The 23,787-nt window shown below is 54.5% G+C and carries 20 protein-coding genes; 4 read left to right on the top strand and 16 right to left on the bottom strand.

Annotation, left to right across the window (positions count from 1 at the left end; all coding sequences use genetic code 11):
* Nucleotides 1–7 precede the first annotated feature (7 nt).
* The 11 genes from K1V27_RS13755 to K1V27_RS13705 all read right to left on the bottom strand — a co-directional run bounded on the left by K1V27_RS13755 (nt 8) and on the right by K1V27_RS13705 (nt 10,778).
* The gene (locus tag K1V27_RS13755) at nt 8–1,219 is read right to left on the bottom strand and encodes a nucleotidyltransferase family protein (RefSeq protein WP_258930609.1); all 1,212 of its coding nucleotides are present in this window, start codon (nt 1,217–1,219) and stop codon (nt 8–10) included.
* Nucleotides 1,220–1,360: 141 nt separating this feature from the next.
* On the bottom strand, nt 1,361–1,504 hold the full coding sequence (locus K1V27_RS13750; RefSeq protein WP_258930608.1) for a hypothetical protein: 144 nt from the start codon (nt 1,502–1,504) through the stop codon (nt 1,361–1,363).
* Nucleotides 1,505–1,584: 80 nt separating this feature from the next.
* Entirely contained in the window at nt 1,585–3,036 is a 1,452-nt protein-coding gene (locus K1V27_RS13745) for a B12-binding domain-containing radical SAM protein (RefSeq protein WP_258930607.1), read from the bottom strand.
* Between the two features lie 36 nt (nt 3,037–3,072).
* On the bottom strand, nt 3,073–3,756 hold the full coding sequence (locus K1V27_RS13740) for a hypothetical protein (protein ID WP_258930606.1): 684 nt from the start codon (nt 3,754–3,756) through the stop codon (nt 3,073–3,075).
* Nucleotides 3,757–4,140: 384 nt separating this feature from the next.
* Entirely contained in the window at nt 4,141–4,479 is a 339-nt protein-coding gene (locus K1V27_RS13735) for a lasso peptide biosynthesis B2 protein (protein WP_258930605.1), read from the bottom strand.
* 149 nt (nt 4,480–4,628) lie between these two features.
* Nucleotides 4,629–4,898 (bottom strand): PqqD family protein, encoded by a 270-nt coding sequence (locus K1V27_RS13730; RefSeq protein WP_258930604.1) that lies wholly within the window; start codon nt 4,896–4,898, stop codon nt 4,629–4,631.
* A 244-nt stretch (nt 4,899–5,142) separates the two neighbouring features.
* Complete coding sequence (locus K1V27_RS13725; RefSeq protein WP_258930603.1) at nt 5,143–6,393, bottom strand: sensor histidine kinase; 1,251 nt, start codon at nt 6,391–6,393, stop codon at nt 5,143–5,145.
* Nucleotides 6,394–6,396: 3 nt separating this feature from the next.
* Nucleotides 6,397–7,467, bottom strand: coding sequence for a cobalamin-dependent protein (locus tag K1V27_RS13720; protein ID WP_258930602.1), 1,071 nt, complete (start codon nt 7,465–7,467; stop codon nt 6,397–6,399).
* 535 nt (nt 7,468–8,002) lie between these two features.
* Nucleotides 8,003–8,713: a Crp/Fnr family transcriptional regulator gene (locus K1V27_RS13715; RefSeq protein ID WP_258930600.1), complete on the bottom strand. Its 711-nt coding sequence runs from the start codon at nt 8,711–8,713 to the stop codon at nt 8,003–8,005.
* 26 nt (nt 8,714–8,739) lie between these two features.
* Complete coding sequence (locus tag K1V27_RS13710) at nt 8,740–9,393, bottom strand: flavodoxin family protein (protein WP_258930599.1); 654 nt, start codon at nt 9,391–9,393, stop codon at nt 8,740–8,742.
* Nucleotides 9,394–9,950: 557 nt separating this feature from the next.
* A complete protein-coding gene (locus K1V27_RS13705) occupies nt 9,951–10,778 on the bottom strand; it encodes a hypothetical protein (RefSeq protein WP_258930598.1) in 828 nt (275 codons plus the stop codon).
* A gap of 602 nt (nt 10,779–11,380) precedes the next feature.
* Here K1V27_RS13705 and K1V27_RS13700 point away from each other — a divergent pair.
* The gene (locus K1V27_RS13700; RefSeq protein ID WP_258930596.1) at nt 11,381–13,777 is read left to right on the top strand and encodes a PEP/pyruvate-binding domain-containing protein; all 2,397 of its coding nucleotides are present in this window, start codon (nt 11,381–11,383) and stop codon (nt 13,775–13,777) included.
* Here K1V27_RS13700 and K1V27_RS13695 read toward each other — a convergent pair.
* The 5 genes from K1V27_RS13695 to K1V27_RS13675 all read right to left on the bottom strand — a co-directional run bounded on the left by K1V27_RS13695 (nt 13,774) and on the right by K1V27_RS13675 (nt 19,209).
* Entirely contained in the window at nt 13,774–14,103 is a 330-nt protein-coding gene (locus K1V27_RS13695) for a carboxymuconolactone decarboxylase family protein (RefSeq protein WP_258930595.1), read from the bottom strand. The genes K1V27_RS13700 and K1V27_RS13695 overlap by 4 nt on opposite strands.
* A gap of 432 nt (nt 14,104–14,535) precedes the next feature.
* A complete protein-coding gene (coaE, locus tag K1V27_RS13690) occupies nt 14,536–15,957 on the bottom strand; it encodes a dephospho-CoA kinase (RefSeq protein ID WP_258930594.1) in 1,422 nt (473 codons plus the stop codon).
* Nucleotides 15,957–17,186: a PHP domain-containing protein gene (locus tag K1V27_RS13685; RefSeq protein WP_258930593.1), complete on the bottom strand. Its 1,230-nt coding sequence runs from the start codon at nt 17,184–17,186 to the stop codon at nt 15,957–15,959. Before K1V27_RS13685 ends, coaE begins: the two co-directional genes overlap by 1 nt.
* 31 nt (nt 17,187–17,217) lie before the next feature.
* The gene (locus K1V27_RS13680; protein ID WP_258930592.1) at nt 17,218–17,715 is read right to left on the bottom strand and encodes a hypothetical protein; all 498 of its coding nucleotides are present in this window, start codon (nt 17,713–17,715) and stop codon (nt 17,218–17,220) included.
* A 486-nt stretch (nt 17,716–18,201) separates the two neighbouring features.
* Nucleotides 18,202–19,209, bottom strand: coding sequence for a LuxR C-terminal-related transcriptional regulator (locus K1V27_RS13675; RefSeq protein ID WP_258930591.1), 1,008 nt, complete (start codon nt 19,207–19,209; stop codon nt 18,202–18,204).
* A 276-nt stretch (nt 19,210–19,485) separates the two neighbouring features.
* Here K1V27_RS13675 and K1V27_RS13670 point away from each other — a divergent pair, with 276 nt between their 5' ends.
* The 3 genes from K1V27_RS13670 to K1V27_RS13660 are packed head-to-tail and all read left to right on the top strand — an operon-like array spanning nt 19,486 to nt 23,765.
* On the top strand, nt 19,486–22,083 hold the full coding sequence (locus K1V27_RS13670) for a hybrid sensor histidine kinase/response regulator (protein WP_258930590.1): 2,598 nt from the start codon (nt 19,486–19,488) through the stop codon (nt 22,081–22,083).
* Nucleotides 22,080–23,114: an alkaline phosphatase gene (locus tag K1V27_RS13665; protein ID WP_258930589.1), complete on the top strand. Its 1,035-nt coding sequence runs from the start codon at nt 22,080–22,082 to the stop codon at nt 23,112–23,114. Before K1V27_RS13670 ends, K1V27_RS13665 begins: the two co-directional genes overlap by 4 nt.
* Nucleotides 23,115–23,765 carry a hypothetical protein gene (locus K1V27_RS13660; protein ID WP_258930588.1) on the top strand — a complete coding sequence of 217 codons (651 nt, stop codon included), beginning with the start codon at nt 23,115–23,117 and terminating at the stop codon, nt 23,763–23,765.
* Nucleotides 23,766–23,787 lie beyond the last annotated feature (22 nt).

The raw sequence follows: 23,787 nt of genomic DNA, 5'->3' as shown, positions 1-23,787 counted from the left end.
GATGTCTCTAGCGGCGCGCCAATCGCAGCAAACGGGAAACGATCCGTACTGGCTGCAACATGCGGGTTTGCCGAGCAGCGGCGCTGTTCCAAAGCTGCATTGGCGCCGGATCGAACAGCATGAAGCGGGCAACTGCAAGCCTGTCCTTCCATCTGGCAGGCAGCAGGACGGAACCCACGTGCTTGCTCACAACGGACTGCCCGGCGAACAGCCTGTACTTGTACAAAGTCAACAGTGGGGCAGGAATACTGCAATGTAATTCACGGACGAACCGATCCACCTTCTGGTCTTTCAATGGCCCGGTGACTTCGAACACCAGCATCAGGGCTATCCAAAAGACTAATTTGCACTCTCTGGTGGGGGCAAACCGCCCGATGAGCTCCCAATCCAGCTGATCCCGCATCAAGGCGAGATACTGGCAAAGATCAAGGAACCATTTCAGTCCATTGAAGACGTTGTTGAGGGCAAAATGATAAATGCTTTGGGCAAAGTGTAATTCCGGTGTAAACCATTCGACGGCAGTATGCAGCAACGGAGCCTTCTCGGTGAATTGGAGCCAGTGCAGTTGATCCAGCGGGTATAAAGAGCGCACGGGAGCCCACCACAGGGCACTAAAACCCCAGTGCATATCGATGTTGAGATGATAGCATCCCTGGACTTTGCTGAAATGCATTTCCTTCAACAGCTGCTCCCAAAGGGTCAGCTCTGCGGGCGCAAGGGGAGTGCCGTCATCACACGTGGCCGAGTATTCATATCCGTCCTGCAGCAAAAGGCTTTTTACCAGCGCATAATCTTCGGCGTTGATGAGAAAATCAAGGTCCTGGAGGGGCCTTTGTGAGTTATCTCCATACAACCGCTTTGCATGGCTGAATCCTTTGAGAAGCACACTGCGAATTCCAGCGGCTTGAAAGAGACCCACCAGTCGAGCACATTCGCGTTCGAACACCATGTTATGCAGGGCCATTTGCCCGCTGAGTATTTTCCAGTTCCGGAATAAATCCGAAGGTAGTCTCAGGGGTACTTCACCGTTTGCGAGCCTGGCGAAAAAGAAGGGCAGGACATCCTTCCTGATGAGTTGGCGAGTGAGCTCCGAGGGGTTGCAATGATCGAACAATGCTTGCAGACGGCCACTGCTGCCGAACGAGTAATACTCCCTGAGAAATTCGTACATGAACGATTCTTCGGGAGTCCAGTGGAGCAACATCGGTCGCCTCGGCATGAAAGCTCAATCAATTCGCAACAAAAAAATAAAAGCCGCGTGGTCACGCTCATGACGCGGCTTGTCAATTTGCGTCCCGGCTTCAAAGGGCACGAAGCCCTGGATTACCCTGGGCGCAAGTGGTGAAGGAAACAATCAGAGCTAAGGCAATGGTTTAGAAGGATCCACAATACCACCCGTCAGGTTCTGTAGACTCTCATACAAATAGAGTTCGGGTTTTTCGTAGGCCTTCTTGCTCGCTCCATTCTGTGGGGATTTGTCTTGTCCCTCTTGATCTCGTTTCATACTCTCCATCTCCTCTTTAAGTAAATGTTTGGACTGCCCAAAACCACGCTATCAGAACCATAAGTGACTGTCAATAAGGATTATAATCGTCTTGCCGGGAGGGGCTGATGTGTTCTGTGATTTCGATATTTGCGTATAAACCTCCAGAGGTCATCGAAAAATAGTAACAGCAGTTTGGGAAGAGGGTTGCGGCGCAAGATGCCGAGCCGTTTGTATCGTTTTGCAAATGGGCTGAAGTTCTTTTTCATCCATAAGCGGCGCTGTTCAGCCGGTATTGAGGAAAGATAATCCTGCCTGTAATAAGTGACCACTCGATCCTCAGTCCAATCATTTTTTTCAAAGAAATCGAGCTGCTTGCGTTGGTACAGGGGACTCGCCGGGTGAATCTGAATGGGTTGCCAGGAAAAGCTGGTCGGCCGCACTTTTTTTAACCAATTGAGTCGATTTTCCAAATCGACCAGCGTCTCACCTTCGAAGGAAGTCAACATATAGGCATGCACGGACATACCCATGCTTCGGCAGATCTCAACGGCTTTTTCATTGGCATGAACGGTACTCATCTTCTTAACTGCATCGAGCTCCTTTTGTGATGCAGCTTCGACCCCGGTTTCGATGACCACGCAGCCGGCCCTTTTCAGCAGCCCCACCACCTCGCGATCCACTCGGTCACTGCGCGCCTGGATGGCCCATTTAAGTCTTTTGTGCAGTCCGTTCGCCATGAATCCCTCGCAAATCCGCATGGCTCTCGCCCGGTCCGCCAGAAAATCATTGTCATGAAAGTAGATTCCTTCCACCCGGTAGTCCCTGGCGATCTGCTTGACCCATTCGATCACATATTCCGGGCTATGGAACCGGACGCCTTTTCCGTAAGTCAAAGATTCGGTGCAAAAACTGCAATTTTTGTCACAACCTCTCGAGGTCAGAAGAGAAATGGAGGAAAGGCAGTAGCCACGGATGGGCAGAACACTCCGCCGGGTGTAAAAGGATAAATCGAGTAGATGCAGATCCGGGAAAGGCAGAGAGTCAAGGTCTGCAATTTGCCTGGCGGGGGTGTTCGTGATGCTGCCGTCTGCAGCCCGCCACCAAAGTCCCTCTATGCTCTGTGGGAGGTCTCCATCCAGCAGTCGCAACAGGGGAAGTTCCCCTTCACCCTGGACAATTCCATTCAACCGCGGCAGTTTTTGCAGGGTCAAGGCCGGTACGGCTGTGGCGTGGTGGCCACCGGCCAGGATAACCCCCTCATACTCGCGGCGAATGGTTTCCACGCATTGAACGGCATCATAAATGAGCGGTGAAACCGTGTTAAGACCTATAATGTCCGGTCGAAATTCTCTGATGCCTTGGAGCATTGCCTGGTTAATGAGGTGTGTTGCGGGCCCCAGGCGCGCCATTTGGGCGAAGCGATCAAAAATGCAAACTTCGTGGCCTGCCCGGCGCACAACGGAGGCAATCGAAGAGAGCCCCAAAGGCATCCAGCTTGGGGCTGGAATGCCCTTTTGCCTGGTGAGAGGATATACGAGAAGGACTTTCAAAAGGAACTCCTGCAGTTGAGCGATTGGATGAAGCCGTCAGGATGCCGCCAGGTTCATGATCGTTTCGGAAAAGTGCTGCATATCGGTTCCGAACCAAACTCGATAGCACTCGACTTGTGCGAGGACGCCGGCGAGGAAGTGAAATTTTCCGGCCAGTTGCCAGGGCTCGAAGGCGTTTAACGTCACCGGAAACAAATGTTCCACCGTGCGCGCAGGGTGCATTCTTTCCAGGCGACTCTTAAGAGTGCCGCTCTTTTCTAAAACTATCAAGTACTTCACTGTGGTTAGCGGGGAATGTCTGAAGTGATCAATGGCACCTGTCTTAAAATAGCACTCATCGGGCGTTTGCCAGAAGGTCTGCAGGTTTTCCGCCTCAGGAAACAGGTCACGCATGGCGGTTCGATTGAGTTTAATCACATCACTTATGACAGCAGCCCCTATCACATCCTTTTTGAAAAGCAGTACCCGTTCATCGGACAGCACCGCTTGACCTGCCTGCAGCATCGCAAAAGCAGCCGTCGACTTGCCGCTGCCGCTGTCGCCAGTGATGAGCATGCCCTTGTCGCCTACACGAATGCACGCCGCATGCACAGCGTAGAGTTTTAATTTGGCCAATAAATTGTTCAGAAGATTGAAGCTAAACAGCAGGTGATCGTAAACTCGATCTATACCGCAATTCCTGTATCTCAAAACGGTTGCGGTGCCCAGGGAGTAATCCACCCAGGTACGTCCATATCCCCCAAGCTCTACCCACCGTCTAGGACTGTCGATATAGCTTCGACAAGGAACAGCTCGATTCAGCTGGAGAAGATATTCGTTTTGTTGCAATGCTGCGTCAGGCACAGGAATAATCCGGTTTGCTTCATCTTCCCCGTCAACCTCAAAAAATGACAAGCGAATATCGGCAGGGCGTTGATCGTCGGTTTCCGGCAAGCATAAAAAATCGGCCGTGGAAGAGAGCCAATCAAGGCAGTTGTGCTCAATTCTAATGCAGCTTCCCAAGAGCTCATATGAGATCACCCAGCAACCGGAAGCGCTGCTTTGCGGTAAAATCATTCTAGTGTGTCACGCGGTGTTTGGTTCAAAACAAAATGTGTTGCTCCCTCACTCTATCAATATCCTTGGAGACTGCTGCCATTCGATGATCGGGATGTAGCGCGCCAGCTCCATCGGGTCTTCTCTGAAGGCTTTGCCGTCCAAGACAATCCACGCATGGCTCTTGAGTTGGCGACCCTCCCTGATAACGCCGATTCTTACGGTTACTCCTGCCATTTTTCCGGCAAGCCAGTGTTGCATTACCAGAGTTCGGCACAGGCATGGATTGGACGACCGCAGCACGCGGCAGAGCATAAAAGAAGCTGCTCTCCATACCTTATCCAGCCCTTGTTGATCTTCAATTGAAAGGGTAAATCGGAGCGGCTGCGAGCTCTTTTTGGCTGCCATTTTCTTGCTGATGCCATGGAGTGATGCGCAACGAATCAGCGCGTAGTAATACAGAGTCAGTCCCGCAACCTGCAAAAGCAGCGGAATATCTCGGGGGAGCGCGTAATTTCTGTACGTCCGCAGTTTATTTGTTGTTTGCCGGTACAGGCTCATCTTACATACAACAAACCCTGGCGTTGCATCTCAGCGATCAGCTCCAACACATCGCGGGTGACCGCTGCCTCTGGTACATCATATTCACGCATCAGCAGTTGAATTATTTCTGCCACCGTGCGTGATCCGTCAATCTTTTCCCAAAAAGAACATCCTACGCTGTTCAGACCATAATAATCGCCCGTCGCTTGATTGAGCAGAACGGCTTCCCCTTCAATAGTTCGCCAGATGATATTGTCATTCAGCCGGATGATTTTTTCGAGCATAGGGGCTCCGTACACCAAATGAATCGGGGAGTCTGTATAAAAGTCTGCTGGTCGCCCCCATCCACTCCTCTTACAGGGGGCCGGGAAGCAACCCAATCACTCCAGCCCGGCGGCACACGTGCAACACCTGAATCAGACGGTGGTGCATCGGCATGACACAAGGTCATGGGTGAAATCGCTCGACTTGGGAAAGAAAAATGGGGCGGTACCAGCTCGCGAAGGTAGCACAAAATGATCGGGCAATCTAGTTTTTTATCTGCAATCTTCTGCTAACGCTCTCCTCCTCTTCTGGAGGGTTCGCAGGACCGACCGGCAATGCCACAAAGAAGGTAGACCCTTCTCCGAGCTTGCTTTCCACCCAGACTTTGCCCTGGTGCTCTTCCACAATCTTCTTGACAATGGCCAGGCCGAGGCCGCTCCCTTTCTCTCCGCTGGTCCCCTTCACGCTCTTACTAAATGGGTTGAACAGGCGCTCGAGTTCGTTCGGCGCTATTCCCGACCCGTGATCCTGAACTTTGATGAGCACCTGGTCGTCGTCCTTCTCAAGGTACACGTCCACGGTACCGTGAGGTGCAGAGAATTTTACAGCGTTGCCAATGAGGTTATTGAGAACCTGCTCCATCCGCCCAGAGTCTATCAGTATTGGCAGTCTTTCGCCGCTGTAGGCAAAGCGCAGTTGGATTTGCTTGGGCGCGGCCAGGACTCTATTCAGAGCGATGTTGCGCTCAACCAGAGCAACCAGGTCGGTTGGCCGACGGTCCAGTTTCAGTTTGCCGGACTCGATTCTGGTATAATCCAGCAAATCACTGACCAATTGCAGCATGAAATCGCTGGATGAACGGATGATGGAGAGAAATTCCAGGTGTTCCTCGCTCAAGCTCGGTCCGGCTTCGTCAATGAGGAACTCACTGTATGCGAGGATATGTCCCAAAGGGGTGCGAAGATCATGCGCCGCCATGCCCAGAAACTGGTTCTTGAGGCTGTTCAATCGTTCCAATTCAACATTCTTTTTGGCCAGTTCGCGCTGCAGGGTGACCAGTTCATTGTTAAGACGGCTCAGTTCGTCATAAAGGGAGCCATCTTGTTCCGACCGGGTCTTGAACTTGCGCGCCTTGTCCTTGAGCGCCAAACGCAGTGCGTTCACCTGTTCGTTGTTGATCCTGACCAGTTCTTCGTAGAGTTCCAGCACGCCGTTGCGTGTTTGAGAAGCGAAAATCAACAGTAAGCCTTCAACCACGGCGCCGCCGAAGTGCAGAGTTGTGACCTTCCCGCCAACCGCAACGTTGATCTGCCAGTCAAAGGTCGCCTCGTTCGCTTTGAGCTCAACCAGGAAATTGAGCGCCTTGCCGATACTCCCCCGGTCAACCAGCTGAATCAGCATCTGACCGGGTTTAACCTCTCCACCTACGTTGAGCTCATTGCGGATGACCTTGAGGATCACTCCCTGTCGATCACATACCAGGGCTATTCCGGCCGGTTGCATGCCGCTGTCCATTTGTCACGGTCCCCGTTGTGCCGTTATCAGCCGGTTTGCTTCAAATATTGCCCCCGCGGCATCAACGGCATATCCATCCGCTCCAGCCTGTTGCCATAAGCCTCTGGAAATATTAAATGGATAACCGCCCACCAGGATCTTGATGGCTTTGCCGACTTGAGAGGATTGAACTCGTTCGATCAGCTCAGTCACTTTGCCGATATGGAATGTCATGGTAGCAGATATGGCCAATATATCCACCTGGCGTTCTGCGATGCTTCGCAAGATGCTGTCGGTGGGAGTGTTTGCCCCCAGGTAGTAAGTGTCCCAGCCCTCCATTTCAAAGAAGTCGGCGACCATGCGTATGCCGATCTCATGCAGTTCTCCTCCCACACAGCAGGCGATCAGCCGACGTCCGATTTTTTCGCCGGCAAACACGTATGGGTAGAGTTGGGACATAACCAGCTGTGTGGCGGCAGTACAGTAATGTTCCTGAGCCACGCTGATCTGGTTGGTCTGCCACAGTCGTCCAATTTCGTGCTGACTGGGCTGAAAAACGTGTAGATATATATCTTTGACGGGCGTTCCTTGCTGCACTGCTGCAAGCACCATCTGGCTTGCGGCCCGGCGGTCTCCATGCAGAAGCGCCTGCAGGTAGTCTCTGGCCAGGGTGTGTAAAGGTGCTTCTTCCTGGAGAAATGATCCGGACTCGGATGGTTGAGTCAGCTGCATCAGTCCGGCTTCGACAGTCTCAGCCACGATAGCCTGCGCGTCACTGGAGAGCTCGACTTTTAACGTGTCACGCAGGCATTCCAGACTAATTCTCAGATCGTTTGCGGGTATATTTAATTCGTTAAGCAGGACCTTCGCCCATGCAACATAGTCGGCAAACAGCACCGGGCTCGATGCTCTGACAGCTTCGGCCAAATACAGCAGATGATAATCGACATCCTGAACGCATTTGGACCAGCCGTGCTCCCCATATCTCGAGGCAAGGTCATGCTGCAGTTCAAATTGCCGGGCAACAACAGCTTCGGCGAGAGATGCCCGGTTCCGTTCGATGGCCTGGATGATCTCCTGTCGGGCAATATGCATGCCGTCCCCTTGTCATGAACACATATGTACGAAAGATCGCAACTTGGTGCTCCTGGAAACCAGTTTGAGCCCTTTGGGGATCCATTGGTGCGATGCCATTCCGGAGGCCGTCCTCATTTTCCCCGAATGCCTGAAACGTGTTGGCCGGGAAACGGATTGCCGCAAAAAACCGGCACCATTGTCTCATTTGTCGCACCGAAAAGCAAAGGGTCTTTGACTGCGCTTCGTCGGAAGCGGCCTCTCGATTCGATTGTCGATCGGCAACGATTTCACCGATTTATACCGGTTAAGCATGAGATGTTTCATTGTTTGCAGGCCTTTTGTTGATGGGTTTCGTCACGCCGGGGCGTGACTCTACTTATCCTGCAGCATTACGGCACTGCCCGTAACCACTTTGATGTGGAATGGGTGGAGTCACGCCCAGGCGTGACGAAACCCATCAGTGACTGCCGCCATAGAAATGCAAGTTTCTTTCCTTAACAAGTATAGATTTTCATGTTGAGGTTGGGGAGGGCTTGATGCTGGAGGGTAACCCTCATTGGAAATTTTCGAAGGGCAGCGTTAGGGTTCTGCCTTGCTGGATGATTCGTCCGGATTCCCGCAGGCTTTTCATGGCGCGGGTGATGCTCACTCGATGGGCGCCCACCAGGAAGCTCAAATCTTCGTGGGTCAGAGGAAACTGAATGACCAACCCATGTGAGCTTGTGGCTCCATGTTCCCGGGCAACGCTCACCAGAATGCCGTGCAGGCGGTCCTCCAGGTTGGTGATGGACATGCTGCCCATGCGCGTGGTGAGCCAGTTGATCCGATTGCTCAGGTTGCGTATGACCTGCAGGCCGATGTTCGGGTGCTGTACAACGATTCTCTCGAAGCAGTCCTTGTCGAACCCGCAGATGAGAGTTTTTTCCATGCACCAGGCCGTCACCGGATAGGTGATATCCTCGCTCAGCATGTTCTCTCCCAGAAAGTCGCCCGCCTTGCGGATATCAAGCGTGATTTCCGCCCCGTCTTCCGTGATCTTGCTCAATTTGACACGCCCCGCTTTGAGCAGGAACATCTCTCTGGCCGGGTCGCCTTGCAGAAAAACCGCCTGCCCGCGATCGTACACTTTTCTGATGGCGTTCTGAACCAACGCCCCCATTTCCTCTGCAGTGAGGTTTTCAAAGATCCACAGATGTCCAATACAAACCGACGAGAGGTCAACATCCTTGCCGGCCAGCACTTCACAAAGGCATCCCTCGGACATGGTGCTGCTCCAATCATGATGGGCGACTACATGGCCAGGCGGGCACGCAGGCGAGCGGCCATCTGTGCACCCAATTGCTGCGCCTGCTGCCACGTTTCGCTCTGATCCTCCACACGGGAAAACTTCTCCTGTGTCACTTGGGTGTCGTCCCCAAATATCCAGGGGAGGGCGCTCATCGGGCAGGTTTCGCCGTAGCCGCAAACCATGCATTCGGGATTGCCCACCGCCTTGAGCTGCCCCAGCACTTCCATCCCTTCCAGCTTCAGGGCGTGGGCTATCTGATTGCTGCCTTCATCGAGTCCCGGCGCACCACGACCGATGCCGGTCGCCACGACAACAGCCAGCTTGCCTCGGTTGAGCCCGTTTTGGTGGCGTAACGAAAAAAGTCGTTCCAGAAATGCTTTGACAAAACCGTCTGCCGCGCCGTAGGGGGTGTATCCCCCAACAACTATGGCACCCGCCCGACGGACTTTTGCCGCCAGTGGTGGAAAATCGTCCTGCACCTTGCAGACGTTATCGGTTTTGCAGCGCAGACAGGCAATGCAGGGGCGAACCTGAAGGTCACTCAGTTTGATGAACTCTGCAACCAAGCCGCTGGCGTCAAGAACCGCCCGGATGAGTCGATCGGTGTTGCTGTTTTTAATGGGACTGCCCGATATTCCAAGTACCTGGGGATGCATCGGCGTTGTTCTCCTGTGAGTCAATTGCCATTGAAATCTGCCCCTGTCGCTCCAAACTGCAGGGACTTTCCGAGTTGCCAGGGCGGCCGTCAGGCCGGCACTGCTCTATTCAGCAGATACCTTTGACCTCTGGGTGAGCAAAGCCCTCGACGGTCGCCCTGAAGCGCAGGTTATTATTTTTCTTTTTTTTCCTGTTTTTCCTCCAAAACCACCTTCTTGCCACAGAGATCACACTTGCCCTCCTCTGTGATACACGGTTGCTTTGGCGCCTCACCGCCACAAATTCCACATTTCGGCATGCACGTTCACCCCCTTTCTCTGCATTCTAAATACTGCGGCTTCTTGCAAAGGGGTATATCCAATCCGCTCGAACATTTCTGTAGCAGACGCTACACAATGCCATTTTTCTAACGCACATCATGCCGATTTTGGCCCCTTCAGTACAGCTCCACCCAATGGAGTGTCCGAAATGCAGCGGACTTGCAAGGGCGCAGGTCGGGTGGTGCGCAGCGAAACCCAACGACTACGTTAGTCCGCCCTGCCTCGATCGAAGGGGATTAAAATTTCCAATTGGCGCTGACTTCAAAGAATCCATCGATGGATACTTTAACCGGCAGCCTTCCGACACCGAAGGTCCGTGCTTCATTGAGATCAAAGGAGAAGGGCCAGGCGTATTTGCGTTCATTATTCCAGTTGAACATGACGTGATGCGATAGGCCTATTTCCAGTCGATCAGAGAGATTGTATTCAAAGAAATACTGCAAGATCGTCCGGCTGGCAGAGACACCGTTGCCATCGGCTGAAAACGACCAGAAGTGCTGTGAGGAAAGGCCAAGAATCCAATCGTTGCCATGATAGAACCCCGTTGCAGCAGGCCCCAGTTGCCAGTTGCCTTCGCCGTACCCATCCTCCGTTGCGGTGGGCAGTGTGATGGCAGGGCCTGCTCCCCAGGTGAATGCCCCGCCAGGCTGGGCAGGAGACACAAGCGCCATGAAAGTCGCGTCGCCGAGCGCGTAATTTTCTTCGAACGCGTCGTATCCATGAATCACGCCCGCGTTGTGCGCGACAAACAGGGATTGCCGTCCAACCAGGTGCCAATTGCGGCTCAGGGCAATGGGAAAGCTGGATTTCAGATGCAGAGTTTGAGTGTTTCCGTAAATGGCGGCGGCACGTTGCATCCACAGGTCCATGCGGTTGAAGGCATGGTCAAAGAGGGTTGCTCTAGATCCGTTGGAGAACTCCAGTCGATCAATAAAAGCATTGTCCGGGTAGGGTACCGGGCTGCGCCTGTGGGTATCCAGTGGTTCCGCACGCGAAATCCTTGCACTCGCAGCCGAGGAAAACAGCAGGCCCAACAGAAGGATCGATGCCCACTTCTTCATCATCCCTTGCTCCCCGTCGAAAACACGTTTGCCAATGGAAATCACACAACCGTGAGACTCAGGTTTCTTGCGTTGGATCGCGTTTGCTATAGCTTTCAAGATAATGCTTTTGATGCGGGTTGGTTGCGTCACGCGCTGCGCGCGACGAAACCCAACGCCTGTTTTGCTGGGTGTCGTAGCTCAACCCAGCCTACTAAAAAACCAAAATCATTTACTTGAACAGTACAGGTGCCGGTTCGTTGCCAGGAATAGAGGTGTTGTCAAAATCCGAATCGGTCAAAGCCATCACAATCGGCACCAGAGAAGCTCCGATCATGATGTGGAAAGATAAAGGCTCACGTTCAGCCGCCCAATTGAAGTCTCAGCCAAGTCAATTCAAATCATTAAAACATGTTCCTGGAGAGATGAATAGCATTTTTGTATTGCGTCTTTGCAGTGAACGATTACGGGTATGGCCAATGCTTCTGAAAAATGTTTGCTCGAAGGTTGCAGGTTGAAGCAAACTGTGGGAAATAGGCTTTGATGATGGCAGAGAGGCACTTGCCGGGCCAATGACAGGCAACACACCACCCACTCGAAAGGTTTAATGAAGCAAAGTGACCTGTTTGATTCGTCTGAATGATGACGCGGCTCTGGATCCGAATTTGGTCGGGCACAAGTTTGCATCGCTTGCACGGGCACACCGTGCCGGTATGCGGGTTCCAGCGGCGATCGCTGTGAGCGTCGAGGCGCATCGTCTATTCCTCCGCCACAGAGAATGGTCACACGATATGTTGCAGGAAGTCTTGCACGCCGCCGCCGAGCTCGACCTTACCCGGGGTCTTGCCATCCGATCCTCTGCGGCGGTGGAAGATCTTCCCGGCGGCAGCTTTGCCGGCCAGTATCGAACTTTTCTTAATGTGAAAGACCAGGCTGCAGTGACAGAAAAAATTGAGCTGTGCTGGGCTTCATCTCAAGACGTTGCCGAATTCTATCGTGCCCGTTTTGTCGGCGGGGATGAGGCGCACAATTCCAACCCGCTCATGGGGGTGGTTCTGCAGAAAATGGTGCAAGCCAAGTACGCCGGTGTTGCTTTCAGTCGCAATCCCATGTTTCCGCGCCGAACGGAGGTGGTCATTGAGGCTGTTGAAGGATTGGGAGAACCGCTTGTGAGTGGCCGCATCACACCCTGCCGGGCATTTGTCAGGGAAGGACGTAAGGTGCGTACCGAGTTTCCGTCGGACCCCCAATCCAAGCGGCGATGCGCGCTCAGCACCCGCCAGTGGAGGGAAATCGCCAGCCTTGCGCACAGGGCGGAACAACTGGCCATGGGTTTGCCCCAGGACATTGAATGGGCGTTAGACGCGGACGGCGTCGTGTGGCTGCTGCAGTCGCGACCGATCACGACTATCCAGGATGTGGACCGGCACGCTCCCGCAGGGATTTGGACAAGAAAAATAGCCGATGATTTGTGGGCGGATCGTCTCACGCCTTTTCTGGCAGATGCCATGCTTGCCAACGCGCCCCGTTTTGATTTATCCAGGTACGCCCGGCTGTTGGGCATTCAAACCATAAGCCCGAGCCTGGCCGTCATCAATGGATTTCTTTACGTCAGCGGAGAAGCCTTACAACAGGTGCTCCAGCTGATACCCAATCGTTTTCGCACGACCGACTTGCGTGTCCTGTTGCCTCCCGGCTTGGAGGCAGACGTGACCTCGCCCGCCGTGCCCAAGTTGGCTTCTTTTCTGGCCAGGTGCGTCGTGCTGCCGTGGATCGACCCACAAGCCAATCCGTTCCTCTGCCGCCGTCTTACGACGCGCCGCATGAAAAAGCTCGGGGAGCGCTTGCAAGCAATCAAACCCCGCCCCCCCAATGCGACCCCTCAGGAACTCCTCGATCGAGTGCAGGCAGCTGTCGAGCTCATGGCCAATCTCCAGGAATTGAATCAATGGCCGTACAGCTACGCCACGATTCTTACCTGGCTGCTGCGCTGGCTGGTGGAAGATGTCGGTCGACTGCCGCACGCGGATTTCCTGGAACTGCTGAGCGCGGGGGGCAACAATGTCAGCGTCCGGATCGAGGCAGAGCTAACCAGGATTGCCGCCATCATCCGCCGGCATGATGAACTAAACAGGCTCTTGCGTGAATTCCCGGTAGACGAGTTGAACCATGTTCTCCCGCCCGTCATCCGGCATGAATTGAACTGCTTTCTCAACAGGTTCGGCGCCCGTTCGCGCCACAGAACCTTGTATGTCGAACGCTGGTCGGAAGCTCCGGAGCAAGTGATCGGCATGCTTGCGCTGCTGGCCAAAGAGCCGCCGGGCAAATTGAAAACCTCCGGTAACAGGTTCAAATCGGTGGTGAATCGGCTCTCCCCCGCACTTCGTCTTGTCGCACGGCCCGTGTGTCGCAGTACTGTGAAATACTTGGACTTGCGTGAAGATCTGCGCTTCTTTCTCGACCAAGTCCTGTACCTCATGCGAACCTCCCTGCTCGACCTGGGAAGAGAGTTGGGTCTCGACGGCAATGCCATGTTTCTGACCCTGGACGAATTATCAAGTGTCCTGGCGGGGCGAGCGAGCGTCGCCGAGGCCGAGCGTCTCGCAATGCTGAGATGCAAGGAATTTAGACAAGAGTGCGAGCCGTGCACGTATTATGTAGATGGACGTCCCATCAATGAGCTGTTCCCCAACGCGCAGATCATACGCGGCGTTGGAACCAGTCCGGGCAGGGTATCAGGTCCTGCGAGGATCGTTGCAGATCCGGGTCGTTCGCACCTCGGGAAAGGGGATGTTCTTGTGGCCAAAAGCACCGATCCCGGCTGGACGCCCATCTTGAGTGTGGTGGCGGCAATTGTTGCAGAGGAAGGGGGCCTCCTCAACCACTGTTCCATTGTAGCCAGAGAGCTCGGTATACCGGCGGTAGTCGGTGTTCGCGGAGCCACCCGCAGGATTCGCGAAGGAGCTTCGATTACTGTTGACGGCGACCTGGGGTTGGTCCAATGGGGACGCTCACCCCTCTAAGCTCCGGACTCATCCAGCACTTCCAGCACCACGGTAGCCACATGCGCTACGGCCGGACCTCCCGCCATCAACACGGCAACTCCCGTTGCTTCCAGAATCTCCGCGCGGGACGCCCCCAACTCCAGGGCGGCCTTGACATGGGCTCGAATGCACGGAGCACAGCGCTGTGTCACGGCGACAGCCACCATCATGAGTCGCTTGGTCTTTGCCGTCAAAAGACCGTCCTGCGTCACCTGGTTCATGAGCTCGCCGAATGGACCCATGACCTGCGGCATTTGTTCCTTCATGCTCATCATGCCTTGTTCCAGGCTGTATTTTGCTGTCATATGCTCTCCTTTCATCTCATCTCTGGCTTCCAAGATAATGTAATGTTTTTGGGGTAGGTTGGGTTTCGTCACGCGCAGCGCATGACAAAACCCAACGCCTGTTTTGCTGGGTTTCGTAACTCAACCCAGCCTGCTTGGAAGCCAGAATCATTTTTTTGAACAATATGTAAGGCTGCCCGAAAAACCGCGCTTCGATGCTCCCGCCTGTCATGCCGACCAGATAGAACGAAGCAGTGCAGGATGAGTGGAGCGAAGCGAAGCCCATCAAAATTCCAGATGAGGCTGACGAAGCTTCTTGTCAACCGGCGGCTTGACATTCGCCGGAACGACTGACGCGCACCTATCGATGGTTCCCGGACAGCCCCCCGGCTTGGCTTCACTGCCAATGGTTGCCGGCCGAGTCATGCGCATCGGCCCAGCCAACGGCTTGACTCAGCCGCTTAGGCGTGACTGCTGCAGTTCGTTCAATTTCTGCCACACCGCTCGCACCTGTTTGCTGGTATTGTCCAGATCTTGCTCATTGTTGACGACGAAGCTCGCAAAAGCCTTCTTTTCGGCGATGGGGAGCTGCGCCTTGAGAATATTGGCGGCTTCCTCCGTGGTGATGCCGTCCCGCTCGGCAAGCCGTCTGATCTGCTCTGCGGGAGATATGTAAACCAAGACAATGGTGTCGAACAAATACTGGAGATTCAGTTCTATGAGGAGCGGCACCGCCACCTGAATGATGGCATTGGGATTTTCCGCTGTGATGGCGTTGACCTGATTGAAAAATTCTTCATAGATGGGTGGATGAGTGAAGCTTTCCAATTTCTTGCGCTTTTCAAAGTCGCGGAAAACGATCTGGGAGAGCTTCTTGCGGTCCAGCCGACCGTCCGGCTGCAGCACCTGGCGGCCAAAATAGTCGACAATCTTTTCCAGCGCCGGGGTGCCGGGTTCCACCACTTCCCGCGCAATGACATCAAAATCGATGAGGGGAGCGCCCAGTTCCATCAACATTTTGGACACGGTCGTCTTGCCGCTGGCAATTCCTCCAGTGAGCCCCACCAGCAAGGGATGGCCCCTCCCTTTGACTTTTTCCATCATGGCTTCCAGCCCCTTATAGGTCACTGGAAACTGTGGGGTAATGTCCGCCTCTGCACCGGCATAGCTGATGGGGTAGCGCACGCCTCTGCGATACAGAGCTTCCATCCCCTGCAGTGCCTTTTCCATAAGACCTGCCGGTACTGCCATCACCAGATCTTCGTCCTGTGTGTGGCCGTAGCGCCGCTCGCCATAGCAGGGGATGCTGAGGGACGGTTTGCCCGTATTGAAGCAACGGGCAATGGCGTCCGAACAGGACGATTCCCCCACGCAAAAGAACTGCATGACCTCATATTGACTGAACTGGAGCGAATTGATGAGGAGCATCATTTGGGCGGGATTGGCATAAATGAGCACCATATCCGGCTCGAAGGGGTTGTATACCAGTGGCGCCAAGGCTACCGCCTGGTATTCCCCCAACGGAAGTCTGGGAATGGACGCTTCAAATTTGCGGCCGTCCTCCTTGGTCGCTACCCAGACAATACTGCGAAAAGTACCATCCTTGTGGCTGTCCGGTACATCTGCCAGCCCAATGACAGAGGGGCAGGAAGGAAACAGAAAATCGTCAGCAGCGGCGCCCACCGTCCAGTCGAAATTGCGCACGAGATTGATGAGCTGGCAAAGGGTGACCTTATGGTCCGGTCTTCTCAGGAAGGGCACGGCGTCCAGATCCGATTTTTCCCGCAACATCTTGAAAGCTACTGGAAAAGACTTCAAACGCATGAGCCGCTCAATCCGTTGGGTCAATTTTTCCCAATCGCACTGTGCTTCCATCACACCGTCTCCTTTTCTACATATGAGCTGTGAAACAATTCTTTTTCCTGGCGAAAAGGAACCGCCAAATAGTCGCCGCTCTTGAGTGCGGCAATCAATTCCGCTTCCGTTTGAATTGGTGTGGAAAACCGTGTGGCATAACAACCCACCTCGGTCATGTCATGCGCGTCGCTGCCACCGGTCGCCGGAAGCCCCAACTTTGCCGCGACACTCGCGGCCAGGTTATTCTCTTTGACCGTTACCTTTCCATTCATGACCTCGATGGCGTCAACCCATTGAAAAAGGGCTCTTTGTGCGGCCCGTTCCGGGGTGAGTCCCAGTTCCCCGGCACCGAAGGTGAGAAATCCGCGGAAAGGATGAGCGGCAATAATGAATCCTTCCGCCCGGGCTACCTCCTCTTTCAGATCTTGCAGCTTGACAATGCCCTTGATATCTTTTTCCAGGCCAAACACCAGCATATCCCCCTGGTCGGTGGTGATTTCATTGCCGCGCAGAATGAGGAACCCGTGTTTCTGCCGTAGATCCTCGACCTGAGCCGCGCTCCAAACGTGGTTGTGGTCGGTCAGACAGATGCCGTTCAGGCCGATGCGCCTGGCTTCCTGGATCAGCTGGTCTTCCGATGCTGAACTGCAGGGAGAAGCGGGAAAGGTATGAACATGGAGATCAATCACACATCCGGCAGCGCCCTTTTGCGACTCCAATGGATCCGGCTTCGACTTCTCCTGTTGTGCTTGAATAATCGGGGTGTCGGCGGATTTTTCGGGTGCGCCGCGCTGCTCTGCTGATGCGGATTTTTGCTGTGCGGTTTCACCGGGTGCCGCCGCTTTTGCCGCCACAAAATCCTTCAGAGCAAGATCCGGTTGGTCCTCTTTGGCCGCCTCCCAGCCCACCACTCGAGCGGCTTCCCTGGCCGCATAGCAGCATTCGATCAACAGGTTGGCAAAATGACGGCAGGCTTTCCTTCCCACGATCTTGTGAATCTTGCCGTCGATTGTCTCGTCGATGCAAAACCCTTGCGCTTCCTGAAGAAACTCGATGGCCCGAGGGCACTCGGGTGTTGTCCAACGGTGCCATTTGCCTTCAATAGAAAGAAAGGTGAGATCCTTGATCCCTACACAAAGGTCGACCTCAACACTGTAAATATCATCGTCCAGGACACCGTGGATAGACAGCACATCATCATTTTTTCTGGCCACACCGACCAGCTTGTTGCGAGCAAATTTCAACATTGCGGAATCCTTTTCATTAACAGTCAACGGTCTACTGGGGCGGTTCGATTCCTTGCGTGAGTCGGGTCCCCGGTGCAAAGGCGGCGCAACGATTGTACAATCTGATGTTGTCCCGGACCATTTTCGAGAAGAATTCCAGCTTCCCTTCCTGGTTCACGGGGGCCTTGATGAGAATGTCCCGGGTGAGGGCCAGAATGATCCCATGACAGCATTCTTCCACCATATAGGTGAGCTGATCGAGATCTTCAGCGTCACCCATGAGGCCCTTGATGATTTTCAGCATTCCCGATCCGACTCGCACTCCCAGGACTTTTTGCAGGACCTCATTGGGATCTGAAAGTTGACGCCATTCATGGTGAAATTGCCCCTGGACGGCGACAATTTCCAAATCGGGCAGGCGCACCAGGATTTCAACGCAAGCCGAGGTGAACGTATCGGTTAGCCGGCAGACCGACTTCAGGGTGGTTTCGTCGACCGGCTCCACGCTGGTGCAGCGATTCATGGAAAATTTCAAAATATTCTCAGACATGGTACAGCACTCCTCTCCAGGTTTTTCGATAGCTTACCAGCTCCCCGCAAAACGACAGCCGACATCCTTCCGGCAAAATGCCGCCAGGGCGACAGAAATCCGGGTTGCCAGGAGCTTGTCCGAGCATGAAAGATTCCTCTCCCTCGGGGGGGGAGGGAGTTCTCGGACAAGCTCCCAGGGGTTTCCGTGCCCCGGTGCTCACGGCGGTGACCATTCAGCCCGGTTTTGCACGGCGCTCGTAACTGTCACCGTCATCATGGTGCGTTGTGCAATTCTTACTGGTTGGGAAGGCCAGTGCAATACCAAATAATTTTGGGGTAAATCCCAGGTTAAACCTGGGATTTTGGCGGATGGAGGACACCCGTATCCATGTTTGTCATTTTCTCAGACACGACCGGCAACTGGCTCGTTCCCCCAATCGTCACGCCGGAATTTTCGGACCGGCTCCAGCGATGGGGCATTATGCCGGGGCGGTGGGCGCGGCCGCTATTGCAGGGAATGCAGGTAAGTGCTGAGATTGGTCTTGTGTTTCTTGAGTCCGAGCTTTTTTCGGATGTTTTCCCGGTGGAATTCGATGGTCCGCACAGAGGCGCCAAGAATCTCGGCAATTTCTTTGCTGGTATGGCCGCCTTTGATGAGATCGGCGATCTGGATCTCCCGTGGGGTGAGGTTCAGATACTTGGAAGAAAGACGTCGCGAAAAAGGCGAGATGACATCATCCAGGTTGGCCATGATGATATCCAGGAGGGCCGCCTGCTCCAGAGACAGCCGGCTGCCTCTGACCTTCTTCAGGTAGGGAAAAACGAGCTCCCGTACATTGGAGACGACTCTGTCTTCCAGGTCCTTCTTGTCTTCTTCACGTGCCTTCAGCATCATGCGCAGGGCAATATTGGCCTCTTCCAGGGTTTTGGATTTGACGTTCAGCTCTTCGGTCTGCTTAATCAAAAGGGCTTCGGTGCGCTTTCTTTCAGCGATTTGCTGCTGCAGGCGAGCGTTGGCCTGCACCAGTTCGGCGGTACGTTCGGCGACGCGCATTTCCAATTGGTCATAGGCGTCCCACAAGGCGTCTTCCGCCCGCTTTCGCTCGGTAATATCGCGCGTCACATAAACCAGCCCGAGCAAGCGTTCCTCTTCACTCAAAATGGGGGAGGCGGAAACAAGAAATGTTTTGCCCAAATCCTTATTGTTGAATTCCGCCCTGTGCGGCAGTCGATCCTGCAGCACCAGGGATGCCGGGCATTGTTTGCAGGGAGTGTGCTTTCCCCAGAAAAGCTCATAGCAGTGAACGTCCCGCACCGCGCTGCGATCAATCTTAAAGAATTCCGCTATCGCCCGGTTCATGCGAATGATGAACAGGTCGGGGTCGAGGATGGTGACGAAATCATCGATGGCATCGAAAGTCCGTTCCCATTCTCTTTTCGCCTCGATGCGGCGATTTTCAGCCTCTTCCCGCCGTTCGTTCTCTTCCTGTAGTCGTTCTGAACGCTGTGCCAATTGTTCCCTCTCAGTCACCCAACCCGCCGCCGGCCACTGGCAAAAATCCAACAATTCAAGCTTAACCGGTAGGGCCTTGGTCCTTAAAATGCCACATCCCCCACGCTCTGACAACACTCTCGCCAACGCAAGACCAGGTTACAAAACGTGAATTGCTGCCGACCGCATCAACTGACTTGAACAAGTGTCCGTCATTGTGTACTTTAGCTTTCCTTCAGCCGTTTGGTGATCGACTCACCCTGACAGCCAAGGCTTTGGCCCCTGAGAGGAATCAGCATGGAAGACGACGATAAGACCCGAGGCGACCTCATCGATGAACTGATTCGACTTCGCCGACGTGTTGCAGAACTGGAGAAAAAGGGGGCCGAGCGGACGGAGGCGGAGCAAGAACTCGCTGAAATCTTTTCCATGTCGCTGGATATGATCTGTATTGCTGATATTCACACTGCAACGTTCATTAAGGTGAATCCTGCATTCACGAACAATCTTGGATGGTCCGAGAAAGAGCTCCTAAAAACGCCCTTTGTAGATTTTGTTCATCCCGAAGATGTTGATGCAACCCTTAGAGTGATCGAAGAAAAACTCAAGAAGGGCGAAAAGATCATCAGTTTTGAAAATCGCTACCGATGCAAAAACGGGGATTGTCGCTGGCTAAGCTGGGTATCCCATCCGGTTCCGGAAAGAGGCATCACCTACGCCATCGCTCACGACATCACGGCGCGCAAGCAGGCTGAGGAAAAAACGCTCGAGTCGGAGAAGGAAAAAGCCATCCTCAACGAGATTGCAAGAGTCTTTTTGACCGTTCCCGACGATCGCATCTACGCAAATGTTCTGACCATTCTTCTCAAAGTCTTTCATAGCCAATACGGCCTGTTCGGATTCATCGGGGAGGGCGGCGATCTGGTCATCCCCAGTCTCACCGGAGAGATTTGGAGCGTCTGCGGCGCCTCCGAAAAGTCCAACGTGTTTCCCCGCCACAGTTGGGGAGAAAGCCTGTGGGGTAAAGCCATTCGGGAACAGCAATCGATTATTTCCGACGGCCCTTTTAAAACGCCCGCAGGGCACGTGCCCATCAAGAATTTTATGACGGTGCCCGTAATCTTTCACGGGAAGACCATCGGAATCTTTTCGGCAGCCAACAATGAAGGAGGATTCACGCAAGGGGACCGGTTGCTGCTGGAGCGGATCGCCGATTATGTGTCGCCGATCCTCGCCAGCCGGCTGCAGCGCGACGCCGAAGAGCGAGACCGCAAACGGGCGGAGAAGACGCTGCGGGATCGCGAAAGGATTCTGCAGAAGATCTTCGACATCCTTCCGGTCGGCCTCTGGTTTGTCGACAAGCATGGCAAGCTGCTGCGCGGGAATCCGCGGGGGATAGCCATCTGGGGAGCCGAGCCGCTCGTTAGTCCGGATCAGTACGGTGTTTTCAAGGCTCGACGCTTGCCCTCGGGAGAGGAGATCGCCCCTGACGATTGGGTCCTGGTCCATACCATCAGAGAAGGGGTGACCATTGAAAACGAGATGCTCGAGATCGACGCATTCGACGGCAGGAAAAGGATTGTTCTCAACTACACCGCCCCCTTGCTGGATGATGACGGAACAGTCCAGGGAGCCATTGTGGTCAACCAAGACATCACCGAGCAAACCCGGACGGAAGCGGAAAAAGAGCGCCTTGAGGCGGAACTTCGCCATTCTCAAAAAATGGAAGCAATCGGTACTCTGGCTGGAGGAATAGCTCACGAATTCAACAACATACTTGGGATTGTCCTGGGCAACGCGGAGCTGGCCAGAGAGGATATCCCGGATTGGAATCCCGCCCGGCATCACCTGGATGAAATCAAATCGGCCGCCATGCGGGCAAAGGAGGTGGTGCGCCAGCTCCTCACTTTCAGCCGCAGATCCGAAGAGCAGAAAAGGACCCTGGACCTGGTGCCGATCATTAAAGAAGCCACCAGGTTTTTGCGCTCTTCCATTCCGATGAACATTGAATTTCGAATGAACATGCCTGCCCAGTGCAGGTCTGTTGAGGCCGACTCGACACAAATCCATCAGATTTTAATCAATCTTTGCAGCAATGCAGCCCATGCCATGGAAGATTTCGGCGGCATTTTGGAGTTTGCGCTGGCGGACATCACGTTGGACAACAATAGTCCTTTTGTCTCGCGGGAATTGGCTCCCGGTGACTATGTCATGCTCACCATCACCGATACCGGCTGCGGCATTCCACCCGGTATTCTGGAACGTATTTATGATCCTTACTTCACCACCAAGGAAGTCGGCAAAGGAACCGGTATGGGCCTTGCCATTGTTCACGGCATTGTGGAAAACCACGGGGGCTCGATACAGGTTGAAAGTCGGCCTGGCAAGGGAACCACTTTCCGGATTTTTTTCCCTGCCGGCAGGGGCAGGATCCAGTCTCAAACGGTTCCAGCCGAAAGGTTTCCAGCCGGAGCCGAGAGTATCCTTTTCGTTGACGATGAAGAGTCCATAAGCAACCTCTGCCGTTTGCTGCTCGAGCGGCTCGGATACCGGGTGCACAGCGAGACCAGTCCCGTCAGAGCACTGCAAATCTTTGCAGCGGATCCGAGCCGGTTTGATCTGGTCATCACCGACATGACGATGCCGGAGATGAACGGCGATCGATTGCTCGAAGAAGTTCTGCAGATCCGCCCCGATGTGGCAACCATTCTGTGTACCGGCTACAGTGAACGGATGGATGAACAGAGGGCGCGGCAAATTGGGGCCGGCGCCTATGCCTTGAAGCCGCTCAATCGGGCGGAGCTGGCAAGACTGGTGCGGATGGTGCTGGATGATGCGCCAGGTCGTCGCGGCGAAATTTTCACGGGTCCCGACAACCGAGGGGGGGATGGATGATTCGAGTGAAAAAGCCGTTTTTCCGCCGACTGATGCCGGCTGTCCGGGTTTTGCTGATCCTGCTGGGTGCTTGTGACATGGCCGAGGCTGCGCGGAGTGCAGCCAGAAACGTCATTGTGATGATTGTGGATGGATGTTCCAGCGAACAATATACGTTCGCTCGCTGGTATAAGGGCGGTCCCCTCTCCCTGGACGATCACCTGGTGGGTGCCGTCAAGACCTTCACCGCCGATTCAGTCGTGGCCGACTCGGCTCCGGCCGCTTCGGCTTTTGCCACAGGGATGCGCACCAGCGACAAGTTCATCAGCGTAGGAGCCCGTGACAACACCATCGAGCCGGTTCCAGAACCCCCTCGGGATCTGCACTACAAACCTCTGGCAACGGTCCTCGAAGGGGCCCGGCTGCTCGGAAAATCCACCGGCATCGTTGCCACCTCACGCGTCAGCCATGCGACTCCCGCCGCCTACATGGCGCATGCAGCAAGTCGCAAGAGAGAAAATGACATCATGGAGCAGGCCGTCTACGGCAACCTGGACGTGGTGTTCGGCGGCGGCATGCGCCATCTTATCCCGCAGGATGCAGGCGGTGCGCGTACCGACGGAGAAAATCTGCTGCAGGTCTTACAGCAGAAAGGCTATGAGATTGCAGATACGCGCGACGAGATGATGCAGGTCGAACGCGGAAGGGTGTTCGGCCTGTTCGCCGACAGCCACATGGCGGCGGAAATCGACCGAAGTCAGATTGCGGTGCAGCAGCCGACCCTGGCCGAAATGACCGCCAGGGCCATCGAAATCCTCGCCAAAAATCCGCACGGATTTTTCCTCATGGTGGAAGCCAGCCAGGTGGATTGGGCCTGCCACGCCAATGATCCGGCGCACCTGGTGAGCGACCTGCTCATGTTCGATCAGGCGGTCGAGACCGCCCTGGACTTTGCACGAAAGGACGGCGGCACACTGGTGCTGGCTCTCTCGGACCACAACACGGGAGGATTTTCCCTGGGCAACTATGCAACCAGCAACAGTTACTCGTAAATGAAACCCGAAGCACTTCTGCGGCCCATAAAGAACATGAAAGCGTCTGCGTGGCTGCTGTGGAAGCTTATCGCCGAAGATCCAAGCGTAGAAAACCTCAAGCGCGTGGTGAAGCAGGGCTGGGAAATAGACCTTACCGACCGGGACGTCGAACAGATATTGGCACTCACCGAAGTCTACAAAGAGGAACCGCACCATGCCCTCGGTGAAGTGATATCTCGCCACTACACCCAGGTCGGCTGGAGCACACACGGCCACGTGGGCGGCGACGTTCCGCTGTTTGCTTACGGGCCGGGCAAGCCGGCAGGGCTCCTGGACGCCCCTGATATCGGCCGGGTGACGGCGGCGGCGATGGGGCTCGACCTGGACGAGTTAAATCGACGCCTGTTTACCGAAGCTTCAGCGTTTCCGGGCGTGACGCTGACTATCGACAAAACCCGTAAAGAAAACCCCGTCATAACGGTTGCATACCAGGGCATCACCGCACAATTCCCGGCAAACAAGAACCTAATCAAAGTGGGCGACAAGGTCACGGAACTGGAGGGCGTAGTCGTTTACCTTCCCGAAACCGGCAAGGCCTATCTGCCGTTGCAGGCCCTGAGAACCATGGGCGGGTCCACGCAGCCTTTACCGTCGGTGGCGGCGCGATAACGCGCACAACGGCGCGCGATGA

It is taken from the genome of Desulfoferrobacter suflitae (assembly GCF_022603395.1).
Lineage (GTDB): Bacteria > Desulfobacterota > Syntrophobacteria > Syntrophobacterales > Syntrophobacteraceae > Desulfoferrobacter > Desulfoferrobacter suflitae.
Note: the sequence above shows the minus strand (reverse complement) of the source record. Positions and strands in the feature narration are given on the sequence as shown.